The organism is Patescibacteria group bacterium (genome assembly GCA_038064855.1).
Classification (GTDB): domain Bacteria; phylum Patescibacteriota; class Minisyncoccia; order Ryanbacterales; family GWA2-47-10b; genus SICQ01.
This window is the reverse complement of record JBBTSE010000009.1, coordinates 1-25,507: the sequence shown is the minus strand read 5'-3', so window position 1 is coordinate 25,507 and position 25,507 is coordinate 1. Positions and strand designations below refer to the sequence as shown.

Genomic DNA, 25,507 nt, shown 5'->3' with positions numbered 1-25,507 from the left:
ATTATGATTTTAGCGCAAGAATAAGATCCGATACATTGGAACCGGTATGACCTGTCGAAATAGCATCACCTGTACGCGCAAAAAATGTATACGCATCGTTTTCGGCAAGATACGTATCGCCCATAATACTCTCGCGCGACGCGTGCCGCTGCGTCTCAGCATCAGCGATACCGCCCGCTACGTCAGAATTATCCCTCCCATCAGACGCAAGTGATACTATCAACTCACCCTCTTTAATATCAGCAAGTGCTGCAAGCGAAAGCTCTTGGTTGCGCCCGCCTACCCCGTGACCGCGCACGACGACGGTCGTCTCACCTCCATAAAGCAATGCGGATTTGGACGGCGCTGCATGGAGGTCCGCCATAATGGCTCCTGCCACATCGCACGCCTCGCCTGAGAGCGATCGTGTTTTAACGTCAGCCGCATAACCGAGACGCCGTGCCTCTTTTGCCATCGCGCTTAGAGCACGCTCATTCGATATCAATAAAACATTCCAAACATTATTAAAATATCTATTATCTTTAGGAGTCTCGAGCAGTTCAACCGGACGATCGCCGAGTGGAACACGGTACTCGTTTAAAATTTTGAGCGCATCAATCGCAGATGTCTCATCTTTGATTGTGGGTCCTGACGCTACAAATGAAATGTCGTCGCCTGGCACATCAGAAACGATAAGCGATATCACCTGCGCTGGATACGCGTAGCGAGCCAAATGCCCGCCGCGAGCGAGCGATATGTGTTTGCGAACAGTATTTATTTCTTGAATGGTGGCGCCAGCCTTAATGAGCATGCTTAGTACAAGCCTCTCATCGATACATGACGCTCCTTCGCCAGGTAAGCACAACAAAGTTGATCCACCGCCCGAGACGAACACAATAACTAGATCGCGCTCAGTAAGGCGCTGAAGTCTATCCACGATGCGGCGGGTTACCTCGACATTTTGATCGGTCGGGTATGGGTGAGTGCCCGTAAAACACTCAATGCGCTGCGTCTTACACGTATCGGCAATCGCCACATCGAGCACAATACCCCCCGTAAGCCGGTCGCCCAATATATCTTCCATCGCAACAGCAGCTTCAGACGCGCACTTGCCTATGCCAATAAAAAAAACGCGATTAGTAAGAGTAAGAGAACATACCTCATCACGTATACATAAGGCATCATCACGAAACGTAATAGATTCACGGATCGCACGACCAGTATCGATTGCTTGCAATCCTGCCTCTAGGATATGTAGTGCGTCACGCCGCAACGGTGTTGAGGTGAGTGTATCAATATTTTTTATTTTTTGAGCATGAACGTCATCCATGAGGCCAGTATACCATGAATACGTCTAAACTTTACAGAACTTTTGTGACTGAAATAGCGTTTGTAGCGCCAATTGCCCCGAGCTTCGCACCGGACACAAATACCACCAAATCTCCATTTGATAGATGTCTGGATTTTTTGAGCATAGTGAGCGCTTTCTTCTCAAGCTCAACAATCGTGCGAGTACCAGTAACGACGATTGATGAGACGCCCCATACAATACTCATGCGCCGCGCAATTGCTTCGCTTGGCGTTGCAGCGATAATGCATGTCTGCGGACGATATCGTGAAATGGCGCGTGCGCTATGGCCGGAAACCGTGCCGACCAAAATGATATGTGCTCCGACTTGTGCGGCAACATATTTTGCTGATTTGCCAATAGCAACATCGATAGAATGATACCCATCTTTTTCTTTTAAAAACGGTTCGCCCACGTCTTTCTCAGTCTCTTCGAGGATCTGACGCATCATGCGGACAGACTCGAGTGGATACTTGCCTGATGCCGATTCCGCCGACAGCATAACAGCATCTGCAGAGTCATATACTGCATTGGCAACGTCATTGACCTCGGCACGCGTGGGAATAGCATTTTTAGTCATACTCTCAAGCATTTGCGTAGCCACAATCACCGGCTTCATAGCTTTGTGTGCCTTCTCGATAATTTCTTTCTGACGCATGGGTAATTGCCAGAGCGGAGTCTCAATACCAAGGTCTCCTCTGGCGACCATCACGGCGTCAGACTCATTGATGATATCTTCGAGGTTTTGCAATGCTTCGGGCCGTTCGATTTTGGCGATCAATTTGATAGGTGCGGATCCAATGAGCTTGCGTGCCTCACGCATATCATCACCGTTGCGGATAAAAGAGACAGCGATATAATCAACTTTTTGGCGAATTGCATACGCCATATCGCTCTTATCTTTTTCTTCAAAAATGTTGGCGCGCAGTTTAAGTTCGGGTACATTGATACCTTTGTGTGAATACAGCGTACCGCCACGCAACACGCGCGCTACAAACTGCCTACCTAAAAGCCCCTTGGTGCCGATAACCTCGAGCAAGAGTGAGCCGTCATCGAGAAACATGCGACTGCCCTTTGAGGCGCCTTTCGCAAAAATAGGCGACGGTACTGGTATTGCGCCACCTTCCTCATACTTGGAAATGGTTGTATCAAGGATCACTTCGGCATCATCGCGCAATAGCACGCCTTCTTTTGGCAGCGCGCCCACACGCATTTTGGGACCCTGTAAGTCAGCAATGATACCGATAAATTTACCCGTCTCGCGCTCAAACTCGCGGATCAATTTGATACGACGGCCATGATCAGCTTGCACGCCATGCGAAAAATTGAGACGCGCAGCATCTACGCCCTCGGCGAGCAAGCGTGAAAGGTTTTCCCGCGATTCTGACGCGGGCCCGATAGTTGCGATGATTTTTGTCTTTCGTTGTAAATGCATATATTAATCTACTTTCATGCCACGCAAGATGCGAACTCGGTCTTCGATCGGCGGATGTGTCATAAACATCTTGGTGAGCCACGACACTTTTTTTTCTTTGCCCTGATACGGGTCATCAAGCCACAGGTGCGCTGTCGCGTGATTTGCCTGCGCCATGGGCGTATGATCTTGCGCCAACTTTTCGAGGGCTGATGCGAGGCCTTCAGGATACCGAGTAAGTAGTGCGCCTGACGCATCAGCTAAATATTCACGCCTACGCGAGACCGCAAGTTGCATGAGCGTTGCCAAAAGCGGCGCTAAAAGCGAGAGCGCGATACCAATGATGATAAAAACAATTTGCGCCTGCCCACCACGCTCTCTATCAGATCCGCTCCACCACATGCGGCGGATAAACATATCAGCCATCAGCTGGATAACACCTACCAGCACTACCGCGACGGTTGATACCAACATGTCACGATTGCCAATGTGAGACATCTCATGCGCGAGCACGCCTTCAAGCTCTGTGCGATTCATGCGCTCCAAAAGACCTGTCGTGACCGCTATCATCGCGTGCTGGGGATTGCGACCCGTGGCAAATGCATTGGGTTGTGCGGTTTGTACTAGATAGATGCGGGGCTTGGGGAGGCCTGCGGTGATCGCGAGGTTTTCGATAATATTGTGTAGATCAGGGGCTTCCGCGTCTTTAAGCTCTTTGGCACCCGTAGTGGCGATCACGAGCTTATCAGACCACCAATATGAAGCAACGCTCATAGTAGTACTCAAGATAACTGCGAACAGCAAAATACCAAGGTTGCCATAAGCCTGAGAAAATATCCACCCGATCGACATGACGAGCGCAAAAAACACTGTCATCAAAAGCCAAGTCTTTCGGATATTAGAATCCTTGTGCGTCCAGAGTGTTGCCATGTTTTCCTAAAATGCTACTTTGACCGGCTCGCGCGCGGCAGGAGTCTCGTCGAGATCAAAGAATTCTTCTTTTTTAAAGCCAAAGCTACCCGCGATGATATTTGATGGAAACGATTCAACAGCTGTATTGAGCTCCATCACATTGGTGTTAAAGAAACGACGAGCCGCCTGAATCTTATTTTCGGTGTCTGACAATTCGCGTTGAAGTTCGAGGAAATTGGTATTTGCCTTAAGATCCGGATATGCCTCCGCAATAGCAAAAATGCTCTTGAGAGCTCCCGTAAGCATGTTTTCTTTCTCCGCGCGGTCGTGCGCATTGCCACCGCCAGCGAGTGCGGACGCGCGTGCCTTGGTCACATTTTCAAATGCTTGTGATTCGTGCTTCGCGTACCCTTTGACGGTTTCTATAAGGTTTGGGATGAGATCATAGCGACGCTTGAGCTGCACTTCGATATCACTCCATGCCTCGCGTACACGATTGCGCAAACGAACAAAGCGATTGAAGGCGAAAATGGCCCACAACACCACGACACCGAGAACTCCGATAACGATATAAAGAGTCGTATTCATAGCGTCTATTATACCACAAAAGAAAATAATGCAAAAGAGCTAACCCATGCCCATCTCAAAGTCAGTCTCTTCGTCTGCCTTATTGAGAAGGCCGATAAGCTCTCTGTCCATACGCTCAACTGCGTCTTCTTCAATGGCGCCGATCTCGCGCGCGAGTTTTTCCTCCATACCATTAAGCGTCGCGAGCTCACGATTCAACACATCAAGGTCATCTTCGATAGATCCAAGTTCACTTTTGAGTTCACCAAAAAACCGATGCGCCTCGGCACGAAGCTGTTGAATATTTAACGAGTTGTCATCCGCGGCATTCATAGGACTCTCTTTATTGCTCTCTTTATTATATTCCCCTCGGGGAATACTTTCCCAGCGATAGAACGTCCTATGCTTTCAGCTTTGTTATATTGCCGTGGTGATAATGTGCGGCCCTTGCTCATTGCCTCAGCCTCAAAGTATTTGCGAGCAATATGCCCTGCGCGCATAGGCGTGAGTGTTTCGCTCTCCCCCGCTAAATACTTAAAACGCGCCGGATCAGTGATACGCCAAGTCAGACGACCATCAAGCACTGCTTCTTTATTCCATTTTTTGATAAAGGTATCAATGTTCGCAGAGCCCTCTTTTGTTTCTTTTTTGTTTTTATTGCCACCCTCAATCACGCGTAAACCTCCTTTGGGCATCACGGGCAAGTCTTCGGGTGGCGAACCCTTGGCAATAATATCATCACGCACTTCGAGTCCTGCCGCACGCGCAAATCGCCGCTGTTGCTGACGAAATGGACGAGCCGCCGCCTCATTTTCTTTTAGCTCGTCCTGCGCATAGTCCTTTTTTTCGATCACACGCTTAATAAACGGTTTTCTACTTTTTGCGATGCCCTGCAGTCTTTGAATGTCATTTTCTAATGTCTTGCGCTTCACGGGGTCAGGCTCGCGGCGTAGCGCATTGCGCTTTTCTGTGAGCTTCTCCTCATATGCATCGAGACGGCGGTTTACCAGCGCAAGACGCTTATCGGCCTTGTCGATAGTGGCCCGGGCGACTTTGAGCTGGGACTCATACGGGTCGAGCCGCTTATCGATCTTCTCAAGCACACCTGAAGCCAGCGTGCGCATACCGTTTTCAAAAAAGCGTTTCTGATTTTTAAAATTTGTTTCTTCGTTTTCCCTTTTTCCAAGCTCTGCACGCGCGTCAATGATACGACTTTCGAGTCGCTCTTCTTCGGATCGCAAAATCTGCAATCTTTTTGGATCATCTGCATATTTCTTTTGTTCCTTTCGGTTTGCATCAAGTGCCTGCTCCTCATCATTCGCCGCCTTTTGTGCGCGTTCGCGTTTGAGTGAAGGATATCCTACAAAACGCTCGTAAAGCTCCATACCCTTACCACCCAGCATGAGTACGCCGCGCTCAGCAAGTGTCGCTGCACCCCGCATGCCCGCCGCCATTAAATATTCGCGCACACCCGGGCGCGCGTCAGCCAGTGGGTCTTTTGAGCGCTCTTTCTTTGTTGCTGGTTTTTCAGCGACAGCGCCTAGATCGTTCTCAAGCGTTTTATTATATCGTTCGTTGAGCTTATCCGTATCAACGCGAGGATCGTCTTCAAGTGTTTTATCATATTTATCACGCACTCTTTCTGGTTTCTGGATAACCATGTCTTCGGCGAGTTCAATAACCTCTGGCTTTTTCTCTCTGCCAGCTTTCATATCTTCGAGTTCGCGGATACGAGTAGTACGCCTCTCTGACTCTTCTTCTGCTAATTCATTTGCTCGCGTACGGTTGTATCCAGCATCCTTATACCGCTCGGTAAGACGGTTTTCTTGTGCATCCTTCTCAAGCTCTTGGAGAGAGCGTTTGTGCTCTTGAAGCTCGGCATCTGCGCCACGCTCGCGCGCAGGGCCTTCTTGATCCTTACGCTCTGCCGCTATGTCACCTGCGACCTCCTTCTCACCATTACGCTCAAAAAACGCCTGAAGTCGATCATTGTAATCGTCAATATCTTGATCTTTTTTTGTCAGTGCTGGCCGCTCAGGTTGCTGTTTTGGTTCTTCAGAAGATTCGGGAGATGGGCTTGGTGCCTTTTCCATATATATAGTGTAGCAAAAAGAAATGAATAAAAACGAAAAACCTTTCCACAGGGGAAAGGTTTTTCGTTTTTAAATGACCGGCTAGCTTAGTAATCCATCCCTCCCATGCCGCCCATACCTCCGGGCATGCCCGTGGGTGCATCTTTTCTCTCGGGGATGTCAACAATCGCCGCCTCGGTTGTCAGCAACATGGCTGCCGCTGATGTTGCATTTTGCAGTGCCGAGCGAGTTACTTTGACAGGATCAATGACACCGGTCGCAATCATGTCGACATAATCTTCGCGCGAGACATCGTAGCCCCATACCGGCCACTTGGTCGCACCTGCAAGATTCGCGACATCGATCTTTTCTTTCTCAAGCCAAATTTTGGTAAGACCGCCAACGACATCGGCAGGAGTCTTGCCTGCGTTGAGCATGATCTGCTCAAACGGCGCGCGAAGTGCGCGTTGCAAGATGCGTGTTGCCGCCTCTTGTGCCTCAATCATCTGCGGAGCTTTGTTGTCAGCTTGCTTGAGATTCTTCAGATTATATGAAGAGTACAGCAATACCACGCCGCCACCCGGCACGATACCTTCTTCGATCGCCGCCTTGGTAGCTGATACCGCGTCTTCAATGCGATGCTGTTTTTCTTTTTGCTCTACCTCGGTTGCCGCACCCACGCGGATGACAGCCACACCGCCCGCGAGCTTCGCGTAGCGCTCTTGAAGTTTTTCTTTATCAAATGAAGATTCGGAATCTTCTATTTGTTTTTTGATTTGTGAGGCGCGTTTTTCGATATGCGCGCGCTCACCTTTACCATCGACAATCGTGGTGTGTTCTTTGGTCGAGATTACTTTGCGAGCAGACCCCAACATGGTGAGCTCAGCCTTTTCGAGCTTCAAGCCAATATCTTCGGAGATCACCGTGCCGCCGGTCACAATCGCGATGTCTTCGAGCATCTCCTTTCGGCGATCACCATATCCAGGCGCCTTGATAGCAAGTGAATGGAAGGTGCCACGAATCTTGTTAACGATAAGAGTCGCAAGCGCCTCACCCTCGATGTCTTCGGCAATGATGACAAGTTCTTTTTTGCCTGATTGAGCGAGTTTTTCCAAAATCGGCAAAATATCTGCGATCGCGGAAATTTTGCGGTCAGTAATTAAAATCTTTGGATCGTCGTACACCGCCTCCATCCTATCAGGATTGGTCACCATGTACGGTGCTACATATCCCTTATCGAACTGCATGCCTTCAACGACTTCGTGAGAAACGCCAAAGGTCTGTGATTCTTCTACCGTGATCACACCGTCTTTGCCAACCTTCTCGATGATGCTCGCGATAAGCGTACCGATCTCGGCATCTTTCGCAGAAATGGTCGCTACCTGCGCCCATTTTTCTTTTGAGTCGATTTTGAGCGCGTTCTTTTTGAGAAGTTCGCCCATTTCACCCGCACCATTCAAAAGCGCGTCTTTGAGCGCCATAAGTGAAAGCGTGGAAGAACCGGCAAGCTCCAAAAGACCTGCGTTAAAAATAGATTGCGCGAGAAGCGTTGCAGTGGTCGTACCGTCACCTGCGATGTCATTGGTTTTTGAAGCAACTTCTTTGACAATCTCGACGCCCATGTTTTCTACTTTGTCTTGAACTGAGATTTCTTTGGCAATCGTCACGCCGTCATTCGTAATGACAGGAGAGCCGTACCCTTTTTCAATGACGACATTGCGACCTTTCGGACCAAGGGTTACTTTGACTGCGTTTGCGAGCGTGTCGACACCGCGCTGGAGTGCCGCGCGTGCTTTTTCATTAAATACAATTTCTTTTGATGCCATATTATTGTTCAATTACTGCGAGAATATCTTCTTCGCGCGCTATCAAATACTCTTTGCCTCCGACCTTAATCTCAGATGGCCCGTACTTTGCGAATAGTACGCGCGATCCTACTTTGATACTCATAGGAACCATCTTGCCATCATCGGTCATCTTGCCGGGGCCAACTGCGACAACGCGTCCTTCTTCGGGGCGTTCTTTCTCAGCCGTATCGGGGATGACAATACCTGACGAAGTCTTGCCTTCGCGCTCTTCGCGAGAAAGAGTCTCGAGAAGCACACGATCACCAAGTGGTTTGATTGTCATATATGCTTATATAATAGAAATTTTAATATTTAGCACTCTCGACTCAAGAGTGCTAATAGAGCCATTCTAAAGAAAAACTTAGGTATGTCAAGCGCTCCGCCTTGCGTGCGTGTGGGGCAAGAGTAGTCTAAAAGCAGAGCACCTCGACAACCCGACAACGCAACTAAAAACTTAAAGGAGGAAATGCGATGAGTATGCAAGAAGTACTGCGGCTCGTCGCCAGAGACTTTCGCCATGTAACCGCAGAAGTAGGCCGCATCGGCAACTTGTGGAATATCGCCCGAGAGCTCCCTGCGGCAACCGCGATGTTTCTCGACTCACTCCTCATCGACGATGAAGTAGGTACTGAGGAGGCGCTAACGCCTCATGTAATCTTCATGCCAGGGTTTTTCGCACGCTTTGAATACTACCTGCGCCTCGGCGCATACTTGCGCGAAAACGGCGTGAAGCTGATCATCCCCACGAACCTGCGCCGCAATACGCTCGGCTGGCGAGAATCACATGAGCTACTCTCGCGCGCGATCAAAGTAGACGAAGACGCCACGGGTGCTGTACCAATCCTCATGGGTCACTCCAAGGGTGGCGCCGACATCCTCGGCACACTCCCCGATCATCCCGAGATCGAACTTGCGATCTTCGCAAGCTCACCACTCAGGGGCGCGTCTCTTCGTGCACTCAACCTCTATCTCTCGCTTGCGTCAGGTGAGCATAACCTACCCTTTGATCCGTCATCACTCACGGATCCGACACTGCTCGCCAAAATAGTGGTCGCTGTCAGTGACTATGACCCCGTAGTACCGGCTCGCGAAGCTGAACTCGAAGGTGCGCGCCATACCATCAAGGCCGAGAAAAAATCATGGCCCGATATGTGGCACAGCCACACGGGTATCGCCTACCACATTCGCGAGCAAGTACTCGCGACTATCCGCGAAAACCAAGCGAGAGCTCATGCCGCCTGAAACATCAAAACCAAAAGTCATCCATCTCGAAACACAAACCGGCGATATCGATCCACGCACCGGCAGGTCATCAAAACCTTCCGAAAGCGGAATCCACGGTCTGCGCTCCTCGCGCGCCGAACAGCGCCGCGAACAGGCTGACATTCCTCCTCCACCAGACGCAACGCGCCACCCCGAAACCAAGTAGGGGTGGCGCATTTTTCTTTTTTATAGAACCTATTTACCGAATTCTTTTTTCAGCCACTGGCCGGTATATGATTTGGCGACTTTCGCCACTTCTTCGGGTGTACCTTCGGCGATGATCATGCCGCCACCCGATCCCCCCTCAGGGCCCAAGTCTATAATCCAATCAGCGTTTTTAAGTACATCAATATTGTGTTCGATGACGAGCACCGTGTTGCCACGCTCTACGAGTGCATCGAGTACGATCATGAGCTTTTGAATATCATCAAAATGAAGCCCTGTCGTCGGCTCATCTAATATGTAGAGTGTTTTGCCAGTCGAGCGGCGTGCGAGTTCGGTTGCGAGCTTTACTCGTTGCGCCTCGCCCCCTGAAAGGGTGGTGGCGGGTTGGCCAAGTTTCATATAACCCAAACCGACTTTTACTAAAGTCTCCGCGCGCTCGCGCACTACGGGGATATCAGTAAAAAAGGTTGCCGCTTCTTCGGCAGACATGTCGAGTACTTGCGCGATATTTTTGCGCTGATATTCAATCTCAAGCGCTTCACGGTTGTACCGCGTACCATGACATTCTTCGCACTCTTGGTAGAGATCGGGCAAAAAATACATCTCGATTTTTTTCACCCCCTGCCCTTCGCACTCTTCGCACCGCCCACCTTTTACATTGAAACTAAACCTGCCCGGACCATAGCCGCGCGCTCGTGCCTCGCGTGTTTTTGAATACAAGTCGCGGATAGGACCGAACATGCCTGTGTAGGTCGCAGGATTCGAGCGCGGCGTACGACCGATCGGTGACTGGTCAACGACGATCGCCTTATCAATCTTATCGAGGCCTGAAATGTTTTTATATGCACCAATCGACCCACGTGTACCATAAAAATGCTCGAGCAAAATTGCCGAGAGCGTATCATTGATGAGCGTTGATTTGCCCGAACCTGATACGCCCGACACACATACGAATTTACCGAGCGGGAGTTTGAGTGTCACATTTTTTAAATTGTGTTCGGACGCGCCTTCCAGTGTGATCCAATCTTTGGCGCGACCCTTGCGCTTGTCACGATGCGCTATTTCTACTTTTTTGCGTCCTGACAAATATTCACCCGTGAGTGTTTTGGCAGACAATATTTTTTTGTAGGTTCCTTCAAAGATTATTTTACCGCCGTGTTTACCAGCGCCCGGCCCCAAATCCACAATCCAATCAGCACCTTCCATAGTCTCTGCGTCATGCTCTACCACCAATACCGTGTTACCCAAATCGCGCAGATGTTTGATGGTCTCGAGCAACATTGCATGATCACGCGAATGAAGACCGATTGACGGCTCATCGAGCACGTAAATAACGCCAGTGAGTTGCGAGCCAATCTGTGTTGCAAGTCGCACGCGCTGCGCCTCACCTCCCGCAAGCGTAGTCGAAGTGCGTGAGAGCGTCATATATTCAAGACCGACATTCATCAAAAACTCGACGCGACGAATGATTTCTTTGAGTATCAAGTGTGTCTCGCGGGGCGCTTTTTTTAAATATGTTTTGAAAAACTGTAAAACTTCCGAGATTGAAAGATTTGATATATCTGCAATGTTTCTACCATCAACGGTCACGCCGATTGCTTCTGGCTTAAGACGCTTGCCACCGCACGCGCTACACGGCTGGACTACCATATACCTTTCAATCTCGCCTCGCGTCCATTCGGACTCGGTATCTTTCCATCGGCGTTTGAGGTTTGGGACAACGCCTTCAAACACACCCTCCTCGCCGTTCAAAATAGTTTCAATGATTTTTTTCGGCAGCGTGCTCACTGGCTTATCAAGCGCGAAGTGGTAGCGTGATGCCAAATCTTCGAGCATCCACCAATACCATGACTGACGGCCAACCTTGTGCGATGCGCGCGCCCATGGCTGAATGGCGCCTTCAAGTAATGAAAGCTTTTCGTTGGGGATCACAAGTTTTGCGTCAACCTCGAGCGTCGAGCCAATACCAGTACATGCAGGGCACGCGCCATACGGACTATTAAAAGAAAAAGCGCGCGGCTCCAAATCAAAAAGGGAAATGCCACAATCAGGACATGCCAAGTGTTCGGAAAACAATATATCTTCTTGCGTATTGTTTGCTACCAAAAACCCTTTGCCGATTTTTATCGCTGTCTCTATCGAGTCGCGCAATCGTGCTTTATCAAGCTCGCCATCAATCACGAGGCGATCGATAACGACTTCGATAGTATGTTTTTTCTTTGGATCGGGTTCAAGATCTTTTGCCTCCTCGATGCGCATGACCTCGCCATCAAAACGCACGCGCAGAAACCCGCCGCGCTCAACTTCACCAAGCACTGATTTGTGTTCGCCCTTTTTGCCGCGCACCACTGGCGCAAGAAGGAGCATTTTGGTACCGAGATCAAACGAAACAATTTTTTTCATAATCTCATCAGGCGTCTGGCGGCGTACCGGCTTGCCACAGTTAGGACAATGTGGGATACCCGCGCGAGAATACAAAAGACGCAAATAGTCATGAATCTCAGTGATGGTACCCACCGTACTGCGTGGATTTTTTGAAATTGTTTTTTGATCGATCGCAATCGCCGGTGACAATCCTTCGATCGATTCGAGATCGGGTTTTTCTTTGATGCCTAAAAATTGCCGCGCGTAGCTTGAGAGTGATTCGACAAATCTTCGCTCGGCCTCGGCATAGATAGTATCAAACGCGAGCGACGACTTGCCAGAGCCGGAAAGCCCTGTGATGACAACGAGAGAATTTTTGGGGATATCAACATCAACATTCTTGAGGTTGTGTACGCGCGCACCTCGTAGCTTGATAAAATGTTGGTCGCTTTTCTTCATGAGTTTTTAAGATCCCCTTTTTAAGAAGTAATGCATTATACCCCCGAAAAGTTTTCACTTCAAGATGTGGGTAGACCGAGGCGCAAAATGCCCATATGATGCCTCTATGCAGCAACAAGAACTCTCGGGCATTATCAAAACTGCGCCTCAAACACCGGGGGTCTATTTTTTTAAGAATGCTCGCGGACGCGTCATCTATATAGGAAAGGCGGCAAATTTGCGCGCGCGCCTACGCTCGTACACACAAGGGGGCTGGAAAAACGATATGGTGCGCGAGGCCGCCAATGTCGAATGGAAAGAGCTCACCTCTGATATCGAAGCACTCATCACTGAGTCAGCATACATCAAATCGTATAAACCAAAATATAACCTTGTCATGCGTGATGACAAAAATTATTTTTTTGTCGCCTTTTCCAAAGATACTTTCCCGCGCATCTATCTAACCCACCAACCGGGTGCCGAGAAGCAATCGCGCGCGATCGGGCCCTTTACCGATGGTGCCGCTATCAAGCGCGTAGTCATGCTCTTACGCAGAGCGTTCCCCTACTGCACCTGCCCTCCGCGACCGCGACACAAGCGCCGATGCGTAAACGCGCAGATCGGTAGATGTCTTGGTTTTTGCTGCGTTGACACGCTCTCAACGCCCGCTGACAAAAAACAATACAAGCTCAATATGGAAGCGATACGCAAAGTACTGATGGGTAAAACAAAAACACTCGCACGCGAACTCTCTACAAAGATGGAACGCGCCGCCAAGACGCGCCACTACGAAGAAGCGCAAAAACTGCGCGATCAGATAACGAGTCTCGCGCACATCTTTGAGCATCAACCGTATTTGCAAAACGATATGGCGGCCGAACGCCAGCGCGCGCTCCGACTGCTCGCAGAATTACTACAGCTCGACCACCCACCCGGGCGCATCGAGTGCTTTGATATCTCACATCACCAAGGATCATCGTCAGTAGCGTCAATGGCGGTATTTGCGGGAGGTATGCCAGCTAAAGATCAGTATCGAAAATTTATCGTCAAAACAGTCAAAGGTGTCGATGATTTTGCGTCACTCTACGAGGTAGTAGGCCGCCGCCTTCGCCGTGATGACTGGCCAAAACCTGATCTTATTATCATTGATGGCGGAAAAGGACAGTTGAGCGCGGTCGCAAAACTTGCCGAAAAACATTCAATACCCATCGCGTCAATCGCAAAGCGCGAAGAAGAACTCTATGTACCGGGCCGGCGTGCGCCCTTTGCGCTCAAAACACTCCCCCAACCGCTCTTCAATCTTATTACGGCACTCCGAGACGAAGCGCACCGCTTTGCTATTTCCTTTCATAGGGCACGAAGCCGACAGCTTGTCGTACGAGGGTAATCTGCGTATACTAGAGCAATGCAAACTATATTGCCCTATATCCAAATACTTATCTCGATACTCATTGTCGCACTCGTGCTTTTGCAACAGCGCGGCTCGAGCTTGGGCGGATCATTTGGCGGAGACTCCGCAACCTACAATTCCCGCAGGGGTGCTGAAAAGTGGCTCTTTCGCGCGACCATCCTCCTCGGTGCGTTATTCATAGTATCTACCCTCGCTCCGCTCTTTTTGCGCTAAGTACTCATGGGTCGGCTTATGCCAACGCGCTCCGAGTGGCGGACTCTCTTCGACACTCTTACCCGTCGTGAGAAAATAGCTTTTCTCTTTTTTTTGTTTGTCGCGTGGGCAGCGATCAATGTACTCCTGGTGCGCGTCGATCGTGATTTTTCAAAAGAAATCCCCGCGCGGGGCGGATCGTTGACGGAAGGCATAGTGGGCATACCGCGCTTCATCAATCCACTCCTTGCTCTATCTGATGTTGATCGTGACCTCGCCCGCATTGTGTACGCGGGACTCGTAAAGCCCGACGGCAAAGGTGGATTTGTCCCCGAGCTTGCGGAACGCTATGAGATTTCAGAAGACGGCCTTACCTATACCTTTTGGCTACGCGAAGGATTGCGCTGGCATGATGGAGAAATACTCACTGCCGCAGACATTGCCTTTACCGTAGAACTTGCAAAAAATCCTGCCATCCGAAGTCACCGCCTCGCGCACTGGGAAGGTGTTGGTATTGAAATTAAAAACGAGCGAGAAATAGTTTTTCATCTCAAGCGTCCCTACGCACCGTTTTTGGGAAATGCCACCATGGGTATTTTACCAAAACACTTGTGGCACGACACACAACCCGAAGCGTTCCCTCTCTCGTCGCTCAACACGGAGCCAGTCGGCGCGGGACCCTTTCATATTGATACCGTCACCAAAGACGACCGTGGTGTCATCACGGCATTTTATCTCAAACGCTTCAAAGGATACCTCCCGCGCCCTCCATACCTCGACACTATTACCTTTTACTTTTACCCGACAGACGCGGCACTCCGCACTGCATTTGAAGACAATGCGATTGATGCCGCAAGTATCGATCACTCATGGCACACACCATCGCAAAGCATCGTACACGAGATGAGCCTCCCACGCGTTGTAGGTATTTTCTTCAACCAAGACACCTACACACCACTCCGCGACCCCGTACTGCGTGAAGCGCTCGCCAAGGCAACCGATCGAGAGCGCATTGTGAATGAAATTCTTGGCGGGAGAGCTACCGCGACCTCGCTACCTATCCCCCCGGGCACCTTTGCTCACGCGTCAACTCTTGAAAATACCAAGCGCAATATCGAGGGTGCCAAGGAAATACTCGCGAAGGCAAAATACGAAGATACGGATGGTGACGGCATCATCGAAAAACTCGAAGGCAAAAAAGATCGCGTAAAAATTTCATTTACCATCACCACCATCCAAACACCTGAACTCGTGCGTGCAGCCGAGATGGTGCGCGATATGTGGCGTGAGATCGGCGTGGAAGTTACCGTGCAAGCATATGAAAAAGGCGACCTTGATCAAAACTTCATCCGCCCACGAAACTATGACGCGCTCCTCTATGGTCTCGTGATGGGGTACGATGTCGACCCACTTGGTTTTTGGCACGCGCGCCAAATAAAACACCCGGGCTCAAACATCGCGCTCTACGCAAATACCAAAGTAGATACACTTTTGGAAAACGCGCAAAATACTACGAGCAACGACAAGCGTGTCGAGCTCTATACGCTCTTCCAAGAAGAAATCGCCAAAGATCGCCCTGCGATATTTCTCTATAGCCCCCATTATTTGTATGCGACCTATAAAGATCTCGGCGGCATCGGCGCCCGTATCATTCCATTTCCCCAAGAGCGTTTCAGCACTATTGATGCGTGGTATACTCAAACCAAGAGTGTCTGGAATATCTTGACAAAGGAGTAAAAGAGCGATATACTGACAGCACTAATGTAAAAAACTATATCGCACATATACCACCCGCCGAGGTGGTGAAACTGGCAGACACGCAGCGTTCAGAGCGCTGTTCCCGCAAGGGAGTGGGGGTTCAACTCCCCCCCTCGGCACACTCGTGTCAGCAATACTATTTATTTTATTTTTTCCTTTTGCATATGATCAATAAACCACAACCACCAGAGAGGTCATCACGCCCGCCACGACGAGGCGCGCGACCTCCTCGCGCAGGCGGCGCCCGTCGCATGCCGAGCCATACACCTTTTCGCGTCGAGCAGACGGTAGTCGGTAATGTCCAAAAGGGCGTACTACGCGTTGTCGTGCTCGGCGGAGTCGAACAAATCGGGCGCAACATGATGTTTCTCGAATACGGTGATGACATCATCATCCTTGATATGGGACTCCAATTCCCCGAAGAGAGTACGCCGGGAATTGATTTTATTATCCCTAATGTCTCATATCTTAAAACCAAACAGAAAAACATCCGCGGTGTCATTATCACCCACGGTCACTATGACCACATCGGCGCAATCCCCTATCTGTCGGCAGAACTTGGCAGCCCTACTATCTATACCCTGCCACTCACGCGCGCCATCATCCTCAAGCGCCAAGGCGATTTTACGCACTTGCCACGCTTGCACACCGAAGAGGTCAAGCAAGATACCAAACTAAAACTTGGCGTGTTTAACATTGAATTTTTCCATGTGAACCACAATATCTTTGATACGGTTGGCGTAGCAGTCCACACGCCAGTAGGTACCGTTTGTCATACCGCCGACTTCAAATTTGACGCGCATCCTGTAGGCGATGTGCCAGCAGACTACGCAAAGATGGAACGCTTTGCAAAAGAAGGCGTACTACTCCTAATGTCTGACTCGACGGGCGCTGAAAAGCCCGGGCACTCACTCTCCGAGCAAGACATCGAACAAAATCTCGAAGATATATTCAAGCAAGCTAAGGGACGCATTATTGTCGCTACTTTTGCATCGCTCATCTCGCGCTTGCAACAGCTCATCTCGCTTGCCCACAAATACGGCCGTAAGGTCGCGATCGACGGCTATTCAATGAAGAGCAATGTGGCTCTTTCGCAAGAATTGGGATATCTCAAAATACCGAAAGGCATCATGATTGATATCAAAGATGTCAGCAATCACCCTGATGATAAAATTCTATTCCTGTGCACCGGCGCACAGGGCGAGGGTGGCGCGGTACTCATGCGTGTCGCAACCCGTGAACACCGCCATGTGCGACTTCACGCGGGCGATACGGTAGTATTCTCGTCATCGGTCATCCCCGGCAACGAACGAAGCGTGCAATATCTTAAAGACACTATTTACCGCGAAGGCGCCGAAGTCTTTCACTATCAAATGATGGACATTCATGCGGGCGGTCACGCCCAACAAGAAGATCTCAAGCTCATGATCGGTATTATGAAACCAAAGTTCTTTATGCCTATTCATGGTAACTACTATATGTTGAAGCTCCACACGCGACTTGCCAAAGAGCTCGGCATCAAAGATGAAAACATCGTGATCCCTGAAAACGGCCGCATTATAGATGTCACCGCAGACACGATAACGCTCACCAAAGAAGCGGTTGATGCAAGCGCGGTATTTGTCGACGGCTTGGGTGTAGGCGATATCAAAGAAGTGGTATTGCGTGACCGCCAAGCGATGGCGTCTGACGGCATGTTTGTCATCATCGCAATTATCGACCAAAAAACCGGTAAAGTACGCGGGTCACCCGACATCATCTCGCGTGGGTTTATCTACTTGAAAGAATCAAAAGATTTGCTCTACGAGACGCGCAACAGAACCAAAAAGCATATCGAAGAAATGACCGAAAAAATGCATCCGATCAATGTGCAGTACATCAAAGAAGAACTCCGAGAAAAAATCGCCCAGTTCCTCTTCCAAAAAACTGAGCGTAGGCCGATGGTAATACCCGTAGTTATTGAGATATAATAATCTCATGAAAACACATTGGAACCAGTTTGCGATCTACGCTTTCCTGATTGCTTTCTTAGGATTTATTAACCCATCACTCTTGTTAGACGGCCCTTACCACCTCATCTCAACGCTTTTCTTGGTGGCCGCCGCAATCACACTTGCGATTATATCACGGCACCAAATCAAGCGATCGCACGAACGAGGCGCATTTATAGCTTTTGCTGCTATCTTATTTGCTCTCTTCGACCTCTGGCCAATTTTACTCTGGCTAACCATCTAACTCTTCGCAAAAAAAACCGCCCTTCCGATGGCGGTTTTTTGGTGGTAGAATAAAAGCATTATGTTGAAAGCAATAGCGAATACTTTAAAACCAGATCTCTCTAAAGTCTTACTTTTTGTGACATTTGGAATACCCCTAATCATGACTAGTAAATTTAATTCAACGTGGATAAGTTTAGCGCCAGCACTATATATTGTATGTTGTTTACTTGTTCTAAAATATCGCATAGCACGTAAATATAATAAATAAATTATGCCTAAACAAATTCTACTAACTGGACTTCGACCTACGAGCAGCCTCCATGTGGGCAACTATTTTGGCGCACTCAAGCCACTCATTGAATATCAAAAGCAATATAAGACTTACTTGATGGTGGCGGATATACACGCACTCACCACACTTGAGGACACGAAAGATATACGCGAAAACACACTCAAGATCGTCATGCTCTACTTGGCATGTGGTGTTGATCCCAGAAAAGTGACACTTTTTGTACAATCGCTCGTACCCGAGCAGATCGCGCTGGCCACATTATTCAGCATGATCGTGCCCAAGTCAATGCTCGAGCTCAATCCTGTATATAAAGAAATGCTTGCCGAAAATCCCAAGGCCACCAACCTTGGCCTCCTCGCCTACCCCGTACTGCAAGCCGCTGATATTCTTTCTTACAAAGCTAGCGTCGTCCCTGTGGGGCGCGACCAGCTCCCACACCTTGAACTCACGCGTGAGATTGCACGACGATTCAACGCACGCTTTGGCCTGTCTCGCCGAGCCAAGTCGGGCGAGATGTTCCCTGAGCCACAATCGAAAATCACACAAGATCTCAAAATCCTCTCGCTCCAAGATCCGACTAAAAAAATGTCAAAATCGCACGGCGAGAATACCAATATCAGCCTTCTCGATACGCCCGATCAGATACTCAAAAAAATAAAAACCGCGGTGACTGATTCGGGCAAAGATATCATCTTTGATCCGCAAAATAAACCCGGCCTTTCAAACCTTATGTTTCTCATGCATTTGGCATCGGGCGAATCTATTAAAACAATTGAGGCGCGCTTTGCCGGCCGCGGGTACGGCGAATTCAAAGAAGCAGTTGCGAACTCTCTCACGATACTTCTCGAACCAATCCAAGCCCGCTACTTTGAGATCGCTAAAAATAAAAAAGCTATCGAGAAACTCTTGATAGACGGCAGCAAGGCCGCACAAAAAGTAGCACAAAAAACTTTGGCAGAAGCCAAGAAAAATATCGGCCTCTTTTAGACGCCGAGCAGTTTTTTTAACTCTTCTACTTTTTCGTTGAGCACTTCGCGTGTACGGGCCTCGACATTGATGCGCACAACCGGCTCGGTATTTGATTGGCGTACATTTGCCCACCAATCTTCATAATAGACTGAGAGCCCATCCACCCATCTTACCTCTTTAGCGTCTTTATAGTGCGCGGCAATTTGCTCCAAATAGTTCTCGTTTGGCTTTACCTTAAAGCTCAATTCGCCTGATGATGGATAGATCGCAAACTCATCGAGTACCTCGTCAGCAGTCTTGCCGAGCTTTGTGAGAAACTGCATCATATAGAACATCGGCAAAAAATCAGAGTCCATATAAAACGCCTCTTTGAAATAAAAATGCCCTGAAAGCTCTCCTGCAAATATCGCATCTTCCTTGCGCATTAGCTCCTTGATAAACCGATGCCCCACGCGTGATTCGAGTGCACGGCCACCGTGCGCCATGATTGTCTCACGGAAAATGTTTGATGAGCGCACATCATACACAATCGCCGCGCCCTCATTGGTCTTGAGAAACTCTCGCGCAAAAAATGCTGCCACATAATCAGGCCGGAAATAGCGCGCATTGCCGGTCACGATCCCGCACCGATCCCCATCAGGATCAAAAGCAATACCAAAGTCAGCGCGCGCCTCTAACACCGCATTTTTGAGCGGTGCCAAACTTTCTTCGCGCGCGGGATTGAGCGGCTCGTGCATCATATCAAACGCGAGATCGCCATTCATCACGGTTATCTTGCAGGGCAAGTTGCGTATCATTTGTGGGATTAACAACGATGTCATACCGCCACCCGCATCACAGATAATCTTTAAATCTTTGGCACCTGAAAGATCGACTTTTGACACAAGATACTCGATATACTCGCGCGTCACTGGTACCTCTGCCAATTTGCCGCGGGTCGGAGCATTTTGGAAAATAGACCGGCGTACCATCTGACGCATCACCTCAAGTCCCTCGCCTATTTGCTCGCCACCTTTTTTGGTGAATTTAAGCCCATTGGTACGGTATGCATTGTGTGACGCGGTTACCATCATACCGCCATCAGCGCCTGACTGTACCACCGTAAAATAATGCTGCGGCGTTGTCGCGAGACCCATATCAATCACCTCAACCCCTTCATCAAGGAGCCCTTCGATCACACCCTTTTTTATCTCGGGGGAGGAGGGCCGCGCATCAGCCGCCACAATAATCCGCAAAGGCAATTTTGACTTGCCTCGTATATGCTCGGCAAAAGCACGGGCGACCAGATAGGATGTCTTACCGTTGATCTCCTCAGGGAAAATACCACGGATATCATAGGCTTTGAAGATTTCAGGATTTACATACATTGATTATTAGTTTACCATCTTGGCTATGTCTCTCAAAATTGGCATCGTGGGTCTTCCCAATGTCGGCAAATCGACACTTTTTCAGGCACTCACTCAAAAGACTGTCGATACATCAAACTATCCGTTTGCTACCATCGAACCAAATATCGGTATCGTCGAGGTAAAAGACGCGCGCATCGACATGCTGGCTGACTTTTCTAAAAGTGCCAAGCGCATACCTGCCGCCATCGAGTTTGTCGATATCGCGGGGCTCGTCAAAGGCGCATCCGAAGGTGAAGGACTTGGCAATCAATTCCTCGCGCACATCCGTGAAGTAGATGCGATCGTAGAAGTAGTACGCGCATTTGAAAACAGCAACATTATACATGTCGAATCGTCTATCGACCCCGAGCGTGATCGCGGCATCATCGAGACCGAGCTGATGATGGCTGATCTTGCCACAATGGAAAAAGCAGTCGCGCGTACCGAGAAAGAAGCGCGCTCGGGATCAGCTGATACAAAAAAACAGGCAGAGATCGCGCATAAAATCCACAGCATTGTTGCTGGCGGCGCGCTCATTCCCGAAGAGCTTCGAGAAGACGCCCGAGCATTTCAGCTTCTAACCGCGAAACCGATCCTCTATCTTTACAATACCACCACTGAACCATTACCTACCGCATCTGATGGCAGACTATATCTCAATATAAAACTTGAAGAAGAACTCTCGGGCATGTCACCAGATGAACAACACGAGCTTGGTATGGAGCCGCAACTCGGTAAGCTCGCCCATGCCGCCTACAAACTTCTGGGACTCATGAGCTACTTTACTACTGGCGAGGACGAAACGCGCGCGTGGACGATTCCCGTTGGTTCTACCGCCAAGCGAGCTGGGCGCGCTATTCATTCTGATTTTGAAGAGAAATTCATCCGTGCCGAAATTATTTTTTGGAAAGATCTCCTTGATGCCGGCTCTTACGGCAAGGCTCGCGAGAAGGGTTTGGTGCGTACCGAGGGCAAAGAATACATCGTGCAAGACGGTGATGTCATCGAATTTAAGGTGTAATCCAACCCTTGCCTACTCGCTCAAAATCTGGTAGAGTCGCTCTATGGTATTAGATACAAAATATTATGAATTGGCTTACCTTTTGAGCCCATCTCTCTCGCCCGAAGATGCGGGAGCCGCAGAAAATGAGATCCGTGAGATCTTGGGCGGCTTTAACGCGACGGTAGACACTTGGGATACCCCAAAACGCAAGAATCTTTCTTACCCCATCAATAAAGCGACTGATGCCTATTTTGGTGCTATTCGCTTTACCACTGAACGCGTAAACGCACCCACCTTGCAAGAAAAGCTCCGCGAAGATACAAAGGTGATTCGCTTTACCCTTATGCAGTGGCACAAGCCAACCCCTCGCAAACCGATGAAGCCCCGCGTTGCACCAAAAGAAGATCAAGTACCCGTAGACGCGAAAGCGCTCGACGATAAACTTGAAGCAATGTTTGGTGAACAAACTCCAACCAATGAATCTCAATAAAGTATTTATTATCGGCAACCTCACCCGCGACCCTGAGATGCGCACCTTGCCTTCAGGTCAGCCGGTCTGTACTTTTAGTATCGCGTCGAACCGCACCTGGAAAGACAAGAGTGGCGCGCGTCAGACTATGGCTGAATATCACAATATCGTGATGTTTGGTCGTTTGGCAGAAATCGCCAAACAATACCTTGGTCGCGGCAAGATGGTCTTTATCGAAGGTCGCATCCAGACCCGATCATGGGAAAAGGATGGCCAAAAGAAATCGCGCACCGAGATCGTCGCCGAAGAAATGCAGATGGGCCCGCGCGATAGTGATATGGGTGGAGGCGGCGGCCCACAGAGTGAAATGAGTCCACAGCAAAAAGAAGAGGTCGAAACAATCCAATATCCGGATGAAGGTGAAATAAACCCCGATGAAATCCCATTCTAAAAAATCAAAACCTCGTATTCAACATCCGCCCACTGTACGCAAGCAATGCCATTTCTGTACGACCAACTCGCGCGTGGTGAACTATAAGGACAACGAGACCCTGCGTACATTCATGACCCCGCAGGCACGCATCCAGCCACGCCGCAGAACGGGCCTGTGTGCTCTGCACCAGCGCCGCTTGGCGGAAGCCATCAAACACGCTCGCATCATGGCCGTCGTACCATTCACACTTCGCTAAAGATATTTTAAACTACTGGGGTACCCACTCCAGTTCTTGGGTGTGTAGCTCAGTGGTAGAGCACTTCACTGATAATGAAGAGGTCGGAGGTTCGATCCCTCCCACACCCACACTTACTCTATATAAAGAAAAAAGGTCCCTCACTGAGTGAGGGACCTTCGTAGTTGTGACCGCAGGACTTGATGCCTACGGCAAGTGGATTTCATCAGCGAGCACATGATCGAATGTGTTGGCGATCGCGAGGGAACCTACGAGAACCCACCGCTCGGGCTCATACTCGGGCCGAAACGAAAGCTTGGCAATCGCCCGCATCGCCTCGCGGGCAAGCTGCATCTCCTCGTCTGTCGTTTTATCGGAATCGAACTCCCCACCCGCTTTGTTGCACTCAGAAATCGGCACCCCGTCGCCGCCGGCAACAGTGAAGAGCGGGTAGCCCTGCTCGTTTACGAAACACATACTCATCTCGACATCGGGGGCGCCTGGCCTCCGTTCAAACATCGAGATGGCAAGCCCACGCACCGTGAAGAACCGAACTTCGCGGCCTTCCTTGCGGTAAGCGCCACGAAGCTGTATGCCTGCCTGCCCATTACCCACGACCAAGTGGGTGAACTCGGGAGGCAGCTTCGTACCTGCCTCGAGGGGAGTAGAGACACCCGCCGCATTGGTGATGGCGAGTCGAGCACAGTAGATCACGAGAAAGACGATCGGTCCTGCGATTGCGGCCGAGATCATGAACTGCCAAAATCCTTTTTTCATAAGAACGCACCTCTCTTTCCGTTTATATCCATACCATACTTATGTATTTTTAGCAATGAAAAAGGGGCTTCCGACATCGTCGGAAGCCCCTGCTGTGGAGCCCTTGGTGGGCTCAGTTATTGGTTACTCGTACCACGGAGGCGCGTAGCGCCGAACCCATGGGTCGGAACATGGTGTACCCCAGTTTGCTGGCCAGTGCGTATCGAGTCGCACCGACCTGGTGGTGCACACCGTGTCATCGTGACAGTTGTGAGTCCCCGTCCAAGAGACCGCATTGTACCCAGTAGTACAGAACCAGTTATGGACATGGGTCCACGACCGTGGTGCTGAAAAGAGCAGATACCGAAAGGTCATCTCCCACGGACACCGCCCGTGGTTGCAGTTCGATCGGACATCGTAGAACCTTCCGAACGGCGCCGGCGATTCTTCGTAGCGCGCCGTATAGGTAGCGGAGTGTTCCGCTAGCTGTGCTGTGTTGTGGATGTAGTCCGCGTGCATCTCGGCGACGTGCCGCCGGCCACGCATCCAAGTCACCTGGGGTGTAGCAAGGTCAGACGACCCCGCCCTGCCCAATGCGGCTGCCAGGTCTGCCTCGGCAAGCGTAGTGCCAGCCGTAACCGGGCTGCCATCCTCGTCGAGGATGATCACTGAGTCGGACGCGACAATCTCCTTGTTAGGCTTGTGTGCCTTACGAAGAGCTTTGCGTCCTTCGGTCAACGCACGGAACTCTTCAGAGAAGTCGGGGGTAAACCCGAGCTTCGCGAGAGCTCCCATCGTGTTGATGGTCGCCTTCATCCGATGCGCCTGCTCGCGCGCTGTCGGCAAGGCATCGGACTCGGCTGACAAACTCTCCACCGCTCCTTCTTCGTGAGGAGGCCCGCACTCGGGGATCGTGTCCCCGACCGGCTCTCCTACGGCAAATTGAAACATGGAGTTCCCGTCTGCGTCGGTAAAGCACGCCGACATCTCAAACGGAAAGGTTGCGGTCGCACGCTCAACGGATGGTACACGATCACCGCGTACCACCTTGAAGTGGACCCGACGGCCACGACGATCCTCGGCGACGCCGACGACCACCTTGCGGTTGCGAATGACCGGCAGAGTACCACCTCCGCCGATCGCTACCTTGCCACCCTTGATCGAAATGATCTTGATCGCGGGGGGCGTTGACGTGGCCTCCTGAGACGCAAGGCGCGCCTCCCCGGTACGCGAAAGCACCGGCAACTCTTGCACGAAGTACGTCTCGAAGACCGAGGGTACCTCAAAAGCGTTGGCATCCTTGCCCGTCTGTGTGAGCACAAAGCCCACGGTCATCATCATGATGGCCCCCATCAAATGACTACTGCGATGGAACATGACTGCCTCCTTCTCTCTATGGGGTTATTATCAAACCCCTGCTCACCCGCACCGTGCGGGATGTTGCTATCACTAGAGGTGTTCGGAGGTAGAGCTCAGAATGGAACCTGGTGCTAGAAATGAAAAGTTCAGAACTGGTACATCCGTATCACATATATACATACTCGTCAATATTAAAAACAAAAAATCCTCGCAACGCGAGGGTTTTTTGAAGCAGGTCTTACGCTGCTTTGTTTTTCGGAAGAATCTTGTACATGCCGCAACCGCAGACGGTGCACTTGCCCTTGGCAGCTTTCGTGCCTGGGCGCATCTCTACGACTTCAACATCCTTCATCTCCCTCTTGGTCTTGCATTTCATGCAATGACCTTCAATCTTTTCATCCATAAGCATAGTATACCTAATAATATAAATATATGGAAACTCAAAAATCCGCCGAAGATCTTACGTGTCCTACCCCCTTGGTAGGCATCCGAGTCGTGATTTGAAGCCTCCACGACTAATAGCTTTTTTTACACTTAATGTAAAACCGACCTCGTAAGTATATCTCGCTTGCGCGAGACCCCACGACTCCTCGTGGTAATCCTTACTAGGAGAAAATCCACGCACAGCTTCCGCTACGCGTGCCTTGTTACGACTTA

26 protein-coding genes and 2 tRNA genes are annotated in these 25,507 nt (G+C 50.0%); 14 read left to right on the top strand and 14 right to left on the bottom strand.

Annotation, left to right across the window (positions count from 1 at the left end; genetic code table 11):
* Position 1 precedes the first annotated feature (1 nt).
* The 8 genes from AAB417_04135 to AAB417_04100 form a co-directional block, all read right to left on the bottom strand.
* Entirely contained in the window at positions 2-1,309 is a 1,308-nt protein-coding gene (locus AAB417_04135) for a DUF4147 domain-containing protein (GenBank protein ID MEK7631184.1), read from the bottom strand.
* 31 nt (positions 1,310-1,340) lie between these two features.
* On the bottom strand, positions 1,341-2,762 hold the full coding sequence (pyk, locus tag AAB417_04130) for a pyruvate kinase (GenBank protein MEK7631183.1): 1,422 nt from the start codon (positions 2,760-2,762) through the stop codon (positions 1,341-1,343).
* Positions 2,763-2,765: 3 nt separating this feature from the next.
* Entirely contained in the window at positions 2,766-3,671 is a 906-nt protein-coding gene (locus AAB417_04125) for a M48 family metallopeptidase (protein ID MEK7631182.1), read from the bottom strand.
* A 6-nt stretch (positions 3,672-3,677) separates the two neighbouring features.
* On the bottom strand, positions 3,678-4,241 hold the full coding sequence (locus tag AAB417_04120; protein ID MEK7631181.1) for a LemA family protein: 564 nt from the start codon (positions 4,239-4,241) through the stop codon (positions 3,678-3,680).
* A gap of 39 nt (positions 4,242-4,280) precedes the next feature.
* Positions 4,281-4,553 (bottom strand): hypothetical protein, encoded by a 273-nt coding sequence (locus AAB417_04115; protein ID MEK7631180.1) that lies wholly within the window; start codon positions 4,551-4,553, stop codon positions 4,281-4,283.
* Positions 4,550-6,313, bottom strand: coding sequence for a hypothetical protein (locus tag AAB417_04110; GenBank protein MEK7631179.1), 1,764 nt, complete (start codon positions 6,311-6,313; stop codon positions 4,550-4,552). The genes AAB417_04115 and AAB417_04110 overlap by 4 nt, the downstream gene beginning before the upstream one ends.
* A gap of 86 nt (positions 6,314-6,399) precedes the next feature.
* Entirely contained in the window at positions 6,400-8,118 is a 1,719-nt protein-coding gene (gene groL, locus AAB417_04105) for a chaperonin GroEL (protein ID MEK7631178.1), read from the bottom strand.
* Position 8,119: 1 nt separating this feature from the next.
* Positions 8,120-8,422 (bottom strand): co-chaperone GroES, encoded by a 303-nt coding sequence (locus AAB417_04100; protein ID MEK7631177.1) that lies wholly within the window; start codon positions 8,420-8,422, stop codon positions 8,120-8,122.
* 194 nt (positions 8,423-8,616) lie between these two features.
* Between AAB417_04100 and AAB417_04095 the strand changes: the two genes are divergently transcribed.
* Both AAB417_04095 and AAB417_04090 read left to right on the top strand, forming a co-directional pair.
* Complete coding sequence (locus tag AAB417_04095; GenBank protein MEK7631176.1) at positions 8,617-9,381, top strand: hypothetical protein; 765 nt, start codon at positions 8,617-8,619, stop codon at positions 9,379-9,381.
* A complete protein-coding gene (locus AAB417_04090) occupies positions 9,371-9,568 on the top strand; it encodes a hypothetical protein (GenBank protein ID MEK7631175.1) in 198 nt (65 codons plus the stop codon). The genes AAB417_04095 and AAB417_04090 overlap by 11 nt, the downstream gene beginning before the upstream one ends.
* A 29-nt stretch (positions 9,569-9,597) precedes the next feature.
* On the opposite strand, the gene uvrA is transcribed toward AAB417_04090, so the two are convergent.
* Complete coding sequence (uvrA, locus tag AAB417_04085; protein MEK7631174.1) at positions 9,598-12,390, bottom strand: excinuclease ABC subunit UvrA; 2,793 nt, start codon at positions 12,388-12,390, stop codon at positions 9,598-9,600.
* Positions 12,391-12,496: 106 nt separating this feature from the next.
* Between uvrA and AAB417_04080 the strand changes: the two genes are divergently transcribed.
* From AAB417_04080 to trpS, 7 genes are all read left to right on the top strand, one after another.
* Positions 12,497-13,756 (top strand): GIY-YIG nuclease family protein, encoded by a 1,260-nt coding sequence (locus AAB417_04080; protein MEK7631173.1) that lies wholly within the window; start codon positions 12,497-12,499, stop codon positions 13,754-13,756.
* Positions 13,757-13,774: 18 nt separating this feature from the next.
* A complete protein-coding gene (gene secG, locus AAB417_04075) occupies positions 13,775-13,993 on the top strand; it encodes a preprotein translocase subunit SecG (protein MEK7631172.1) in 219 nt (72 codons plus the stop codon).
* 18 nt (positions 13,994-14,011) lie between these two features.
* Positions 14,012-15,709: an ABC transporter substrate-binding protein gene (locus AAB417_04070; GenBank protein MEK7631171.1), complete on the top strand. Its 1,698-nt coding sequence runs from the start codon at positions 14,012-14,014 to the stop codon at positions 15,707-15,709.
* Between the two features lie 56 nt (positions 15,710-15,765).
* Positions 15,766-15,849 (top strand) — tRNA-Leu (locus AAB417_04065).
* Positions 15,850-15,894: 45 nt separating this feature from the next.
* The gene (locus AAB417_04060; GenBank protein ID MEK7631170.1) at positions 15,895-17,700 is read left to right on the top strand and encodes a ribonuclease J; all 1,806 of its coding nucleotides are present in this window, start codon (positions 15,895-15,897) and stop codon (positions 17,698-17,700) included.
* Positions 17,701-17,707: 7 nt separating this feature from the next.
* Complete coding sequence (locus AAB417_04055) at positions 17,708-17,965, top strand: hypothetical protein (protein ID MEK7631169.1); 258 nt, start codon at positions 17,708-17,710, stop codon at positions 17,963-17,965.
* A 252-nt stretch (positions 17,966-18,217) separates the two neighbouring features.
* On the top strand, positions 18,218-19,225 hold the full coding sequence (gene trpS / locus AAB417_04050) for a tryptophan--tRNA ligase (protein ID MEK7631168.1): 1,008 nt from the start codon (positions 18,218-18,220) through the stop codon (positions 19,223-19,225).
* Here the strand turns inward: trpS and AAB417_04045 are convergent.
* Positions 19,222-20,574, bottom strand: a complete 1,353-nt coding sequence (locus AAB417_04045) for a phosphomannomutase/phosphoglucomutase (protein MEK7631167.1) — start codon at positions 20,572-20,574, stop codon at positions 19,222-19,224. The genes trpS and AAB417_04045 overlap by 4 nt on opposite strands.
* Positions 20,575-20,599: 25 nt before the next feature.
* Between AAB417_04045 and ychF the strand changes: the two genes are divergently transcribed.
* The 5 genes from ychF (at position 20,600) to AAB417_04020 (ending at position 22,866) form a co-directional block, all read left to right on the top strand.
* Entirely contained in the window at positions 20,600-21,616 is a 1,017-nt protein-coding gene (ychF, locus tag AAB417_04040) for a redox-regulated ATPase YchF (protein MEK7631166.1), read from the top strand.
* Positions 21,617-21,659: 43 nt separating this feature from the next.
* A complete protein-coding gene (locus tag AAB417_04035; GenBank protein ID MEK7631165.1) occupies positions 21,660-22,088 on the top strand; it encodes a 30S ribosomal protein S6 in 429 nt (142 codons plus the stop codon).
* A complete protein-coding gene (locus AAB417_04030) occupies positions 22,075-22,518 on the top strand; it encodes a single-stranded DNA-binding protein (GenBank protein MEK7631164.1) in 444 nt (147 codons plus the stop codon). Before AAB417_04035 ends, AAB417_04030 begins: the two co-directional genes overlap by 14 nt.
* Complete coding sequence (gene rpsR, locus AAB417_04025; protein ID MEK7631163.1) at positions 22,502-22,756, top strand: 30S ribosomal protein S18; 255 nt, start codon at positions 22,502-22,504, stop codon at positions 22,754-22,756. Before AAB417_04030 ends, rpsR begins: the two co-directional genes overlap by 17 nt.
* Before the next feature lie 38 nt (positions 22,757-22,794).
* Positions 22,795-22,866, top strand: a tRNA-Ile gene (locus AAB417_04020).
* A 76-nt stretch (positions 22,867-22,942) separates the two neighbouring features.
* Here the strand turns inward: AAB417_04020 and AAB417_04015 are convergent.
* From AAB417_04015 to AAB417_04000, 4 genes are all read right to left on the bottom strand, one after another.
* Positions 22,943-23,512, bottom strand: coding sequence for a hypothetical protein (locus tag AAB417_04015; protein MEK7631162.1), 570 nt, complete (start codon positions 23,510-23,512; stop codon positions 22,943-22,945).
* A 123-nt stretch (positions 23,513-23,635) separates the two neighbouring features.
* Positions 23,636-24,868 (bottom strand): hypothetical protein, encoded by a 1,233-nt coding sequence (locus AAB417_04010; protein MEK7631161.1) that lies wholly within the window; start codon positions 24,866-24,868, stop codon positions 23,636-23,638.
* Between the two features lie 220 nt (positions 24,869-25,088).
* Positions 25,089-25,253: a DUF5679 domain-containing protein gene (locus AAB417_04005; protein MEK7631160.1), complete on the bottom strand. Its 165-nt coding sequence runs from the start codon at positions 25,251-25,253 to the stop codon at positions 25,089-25,091.
* A 66-nt stretch (positions 25,254-25,319) separates the two neighbouring features.
* Positions 25,320-25,507, bottom strand: a 188-nt coding sequence (locus AAB417_04000) for a hypothetical protein (GenBank protein MEK7631159.1), incomplete at its 5' end; no start/stop codon positions are given.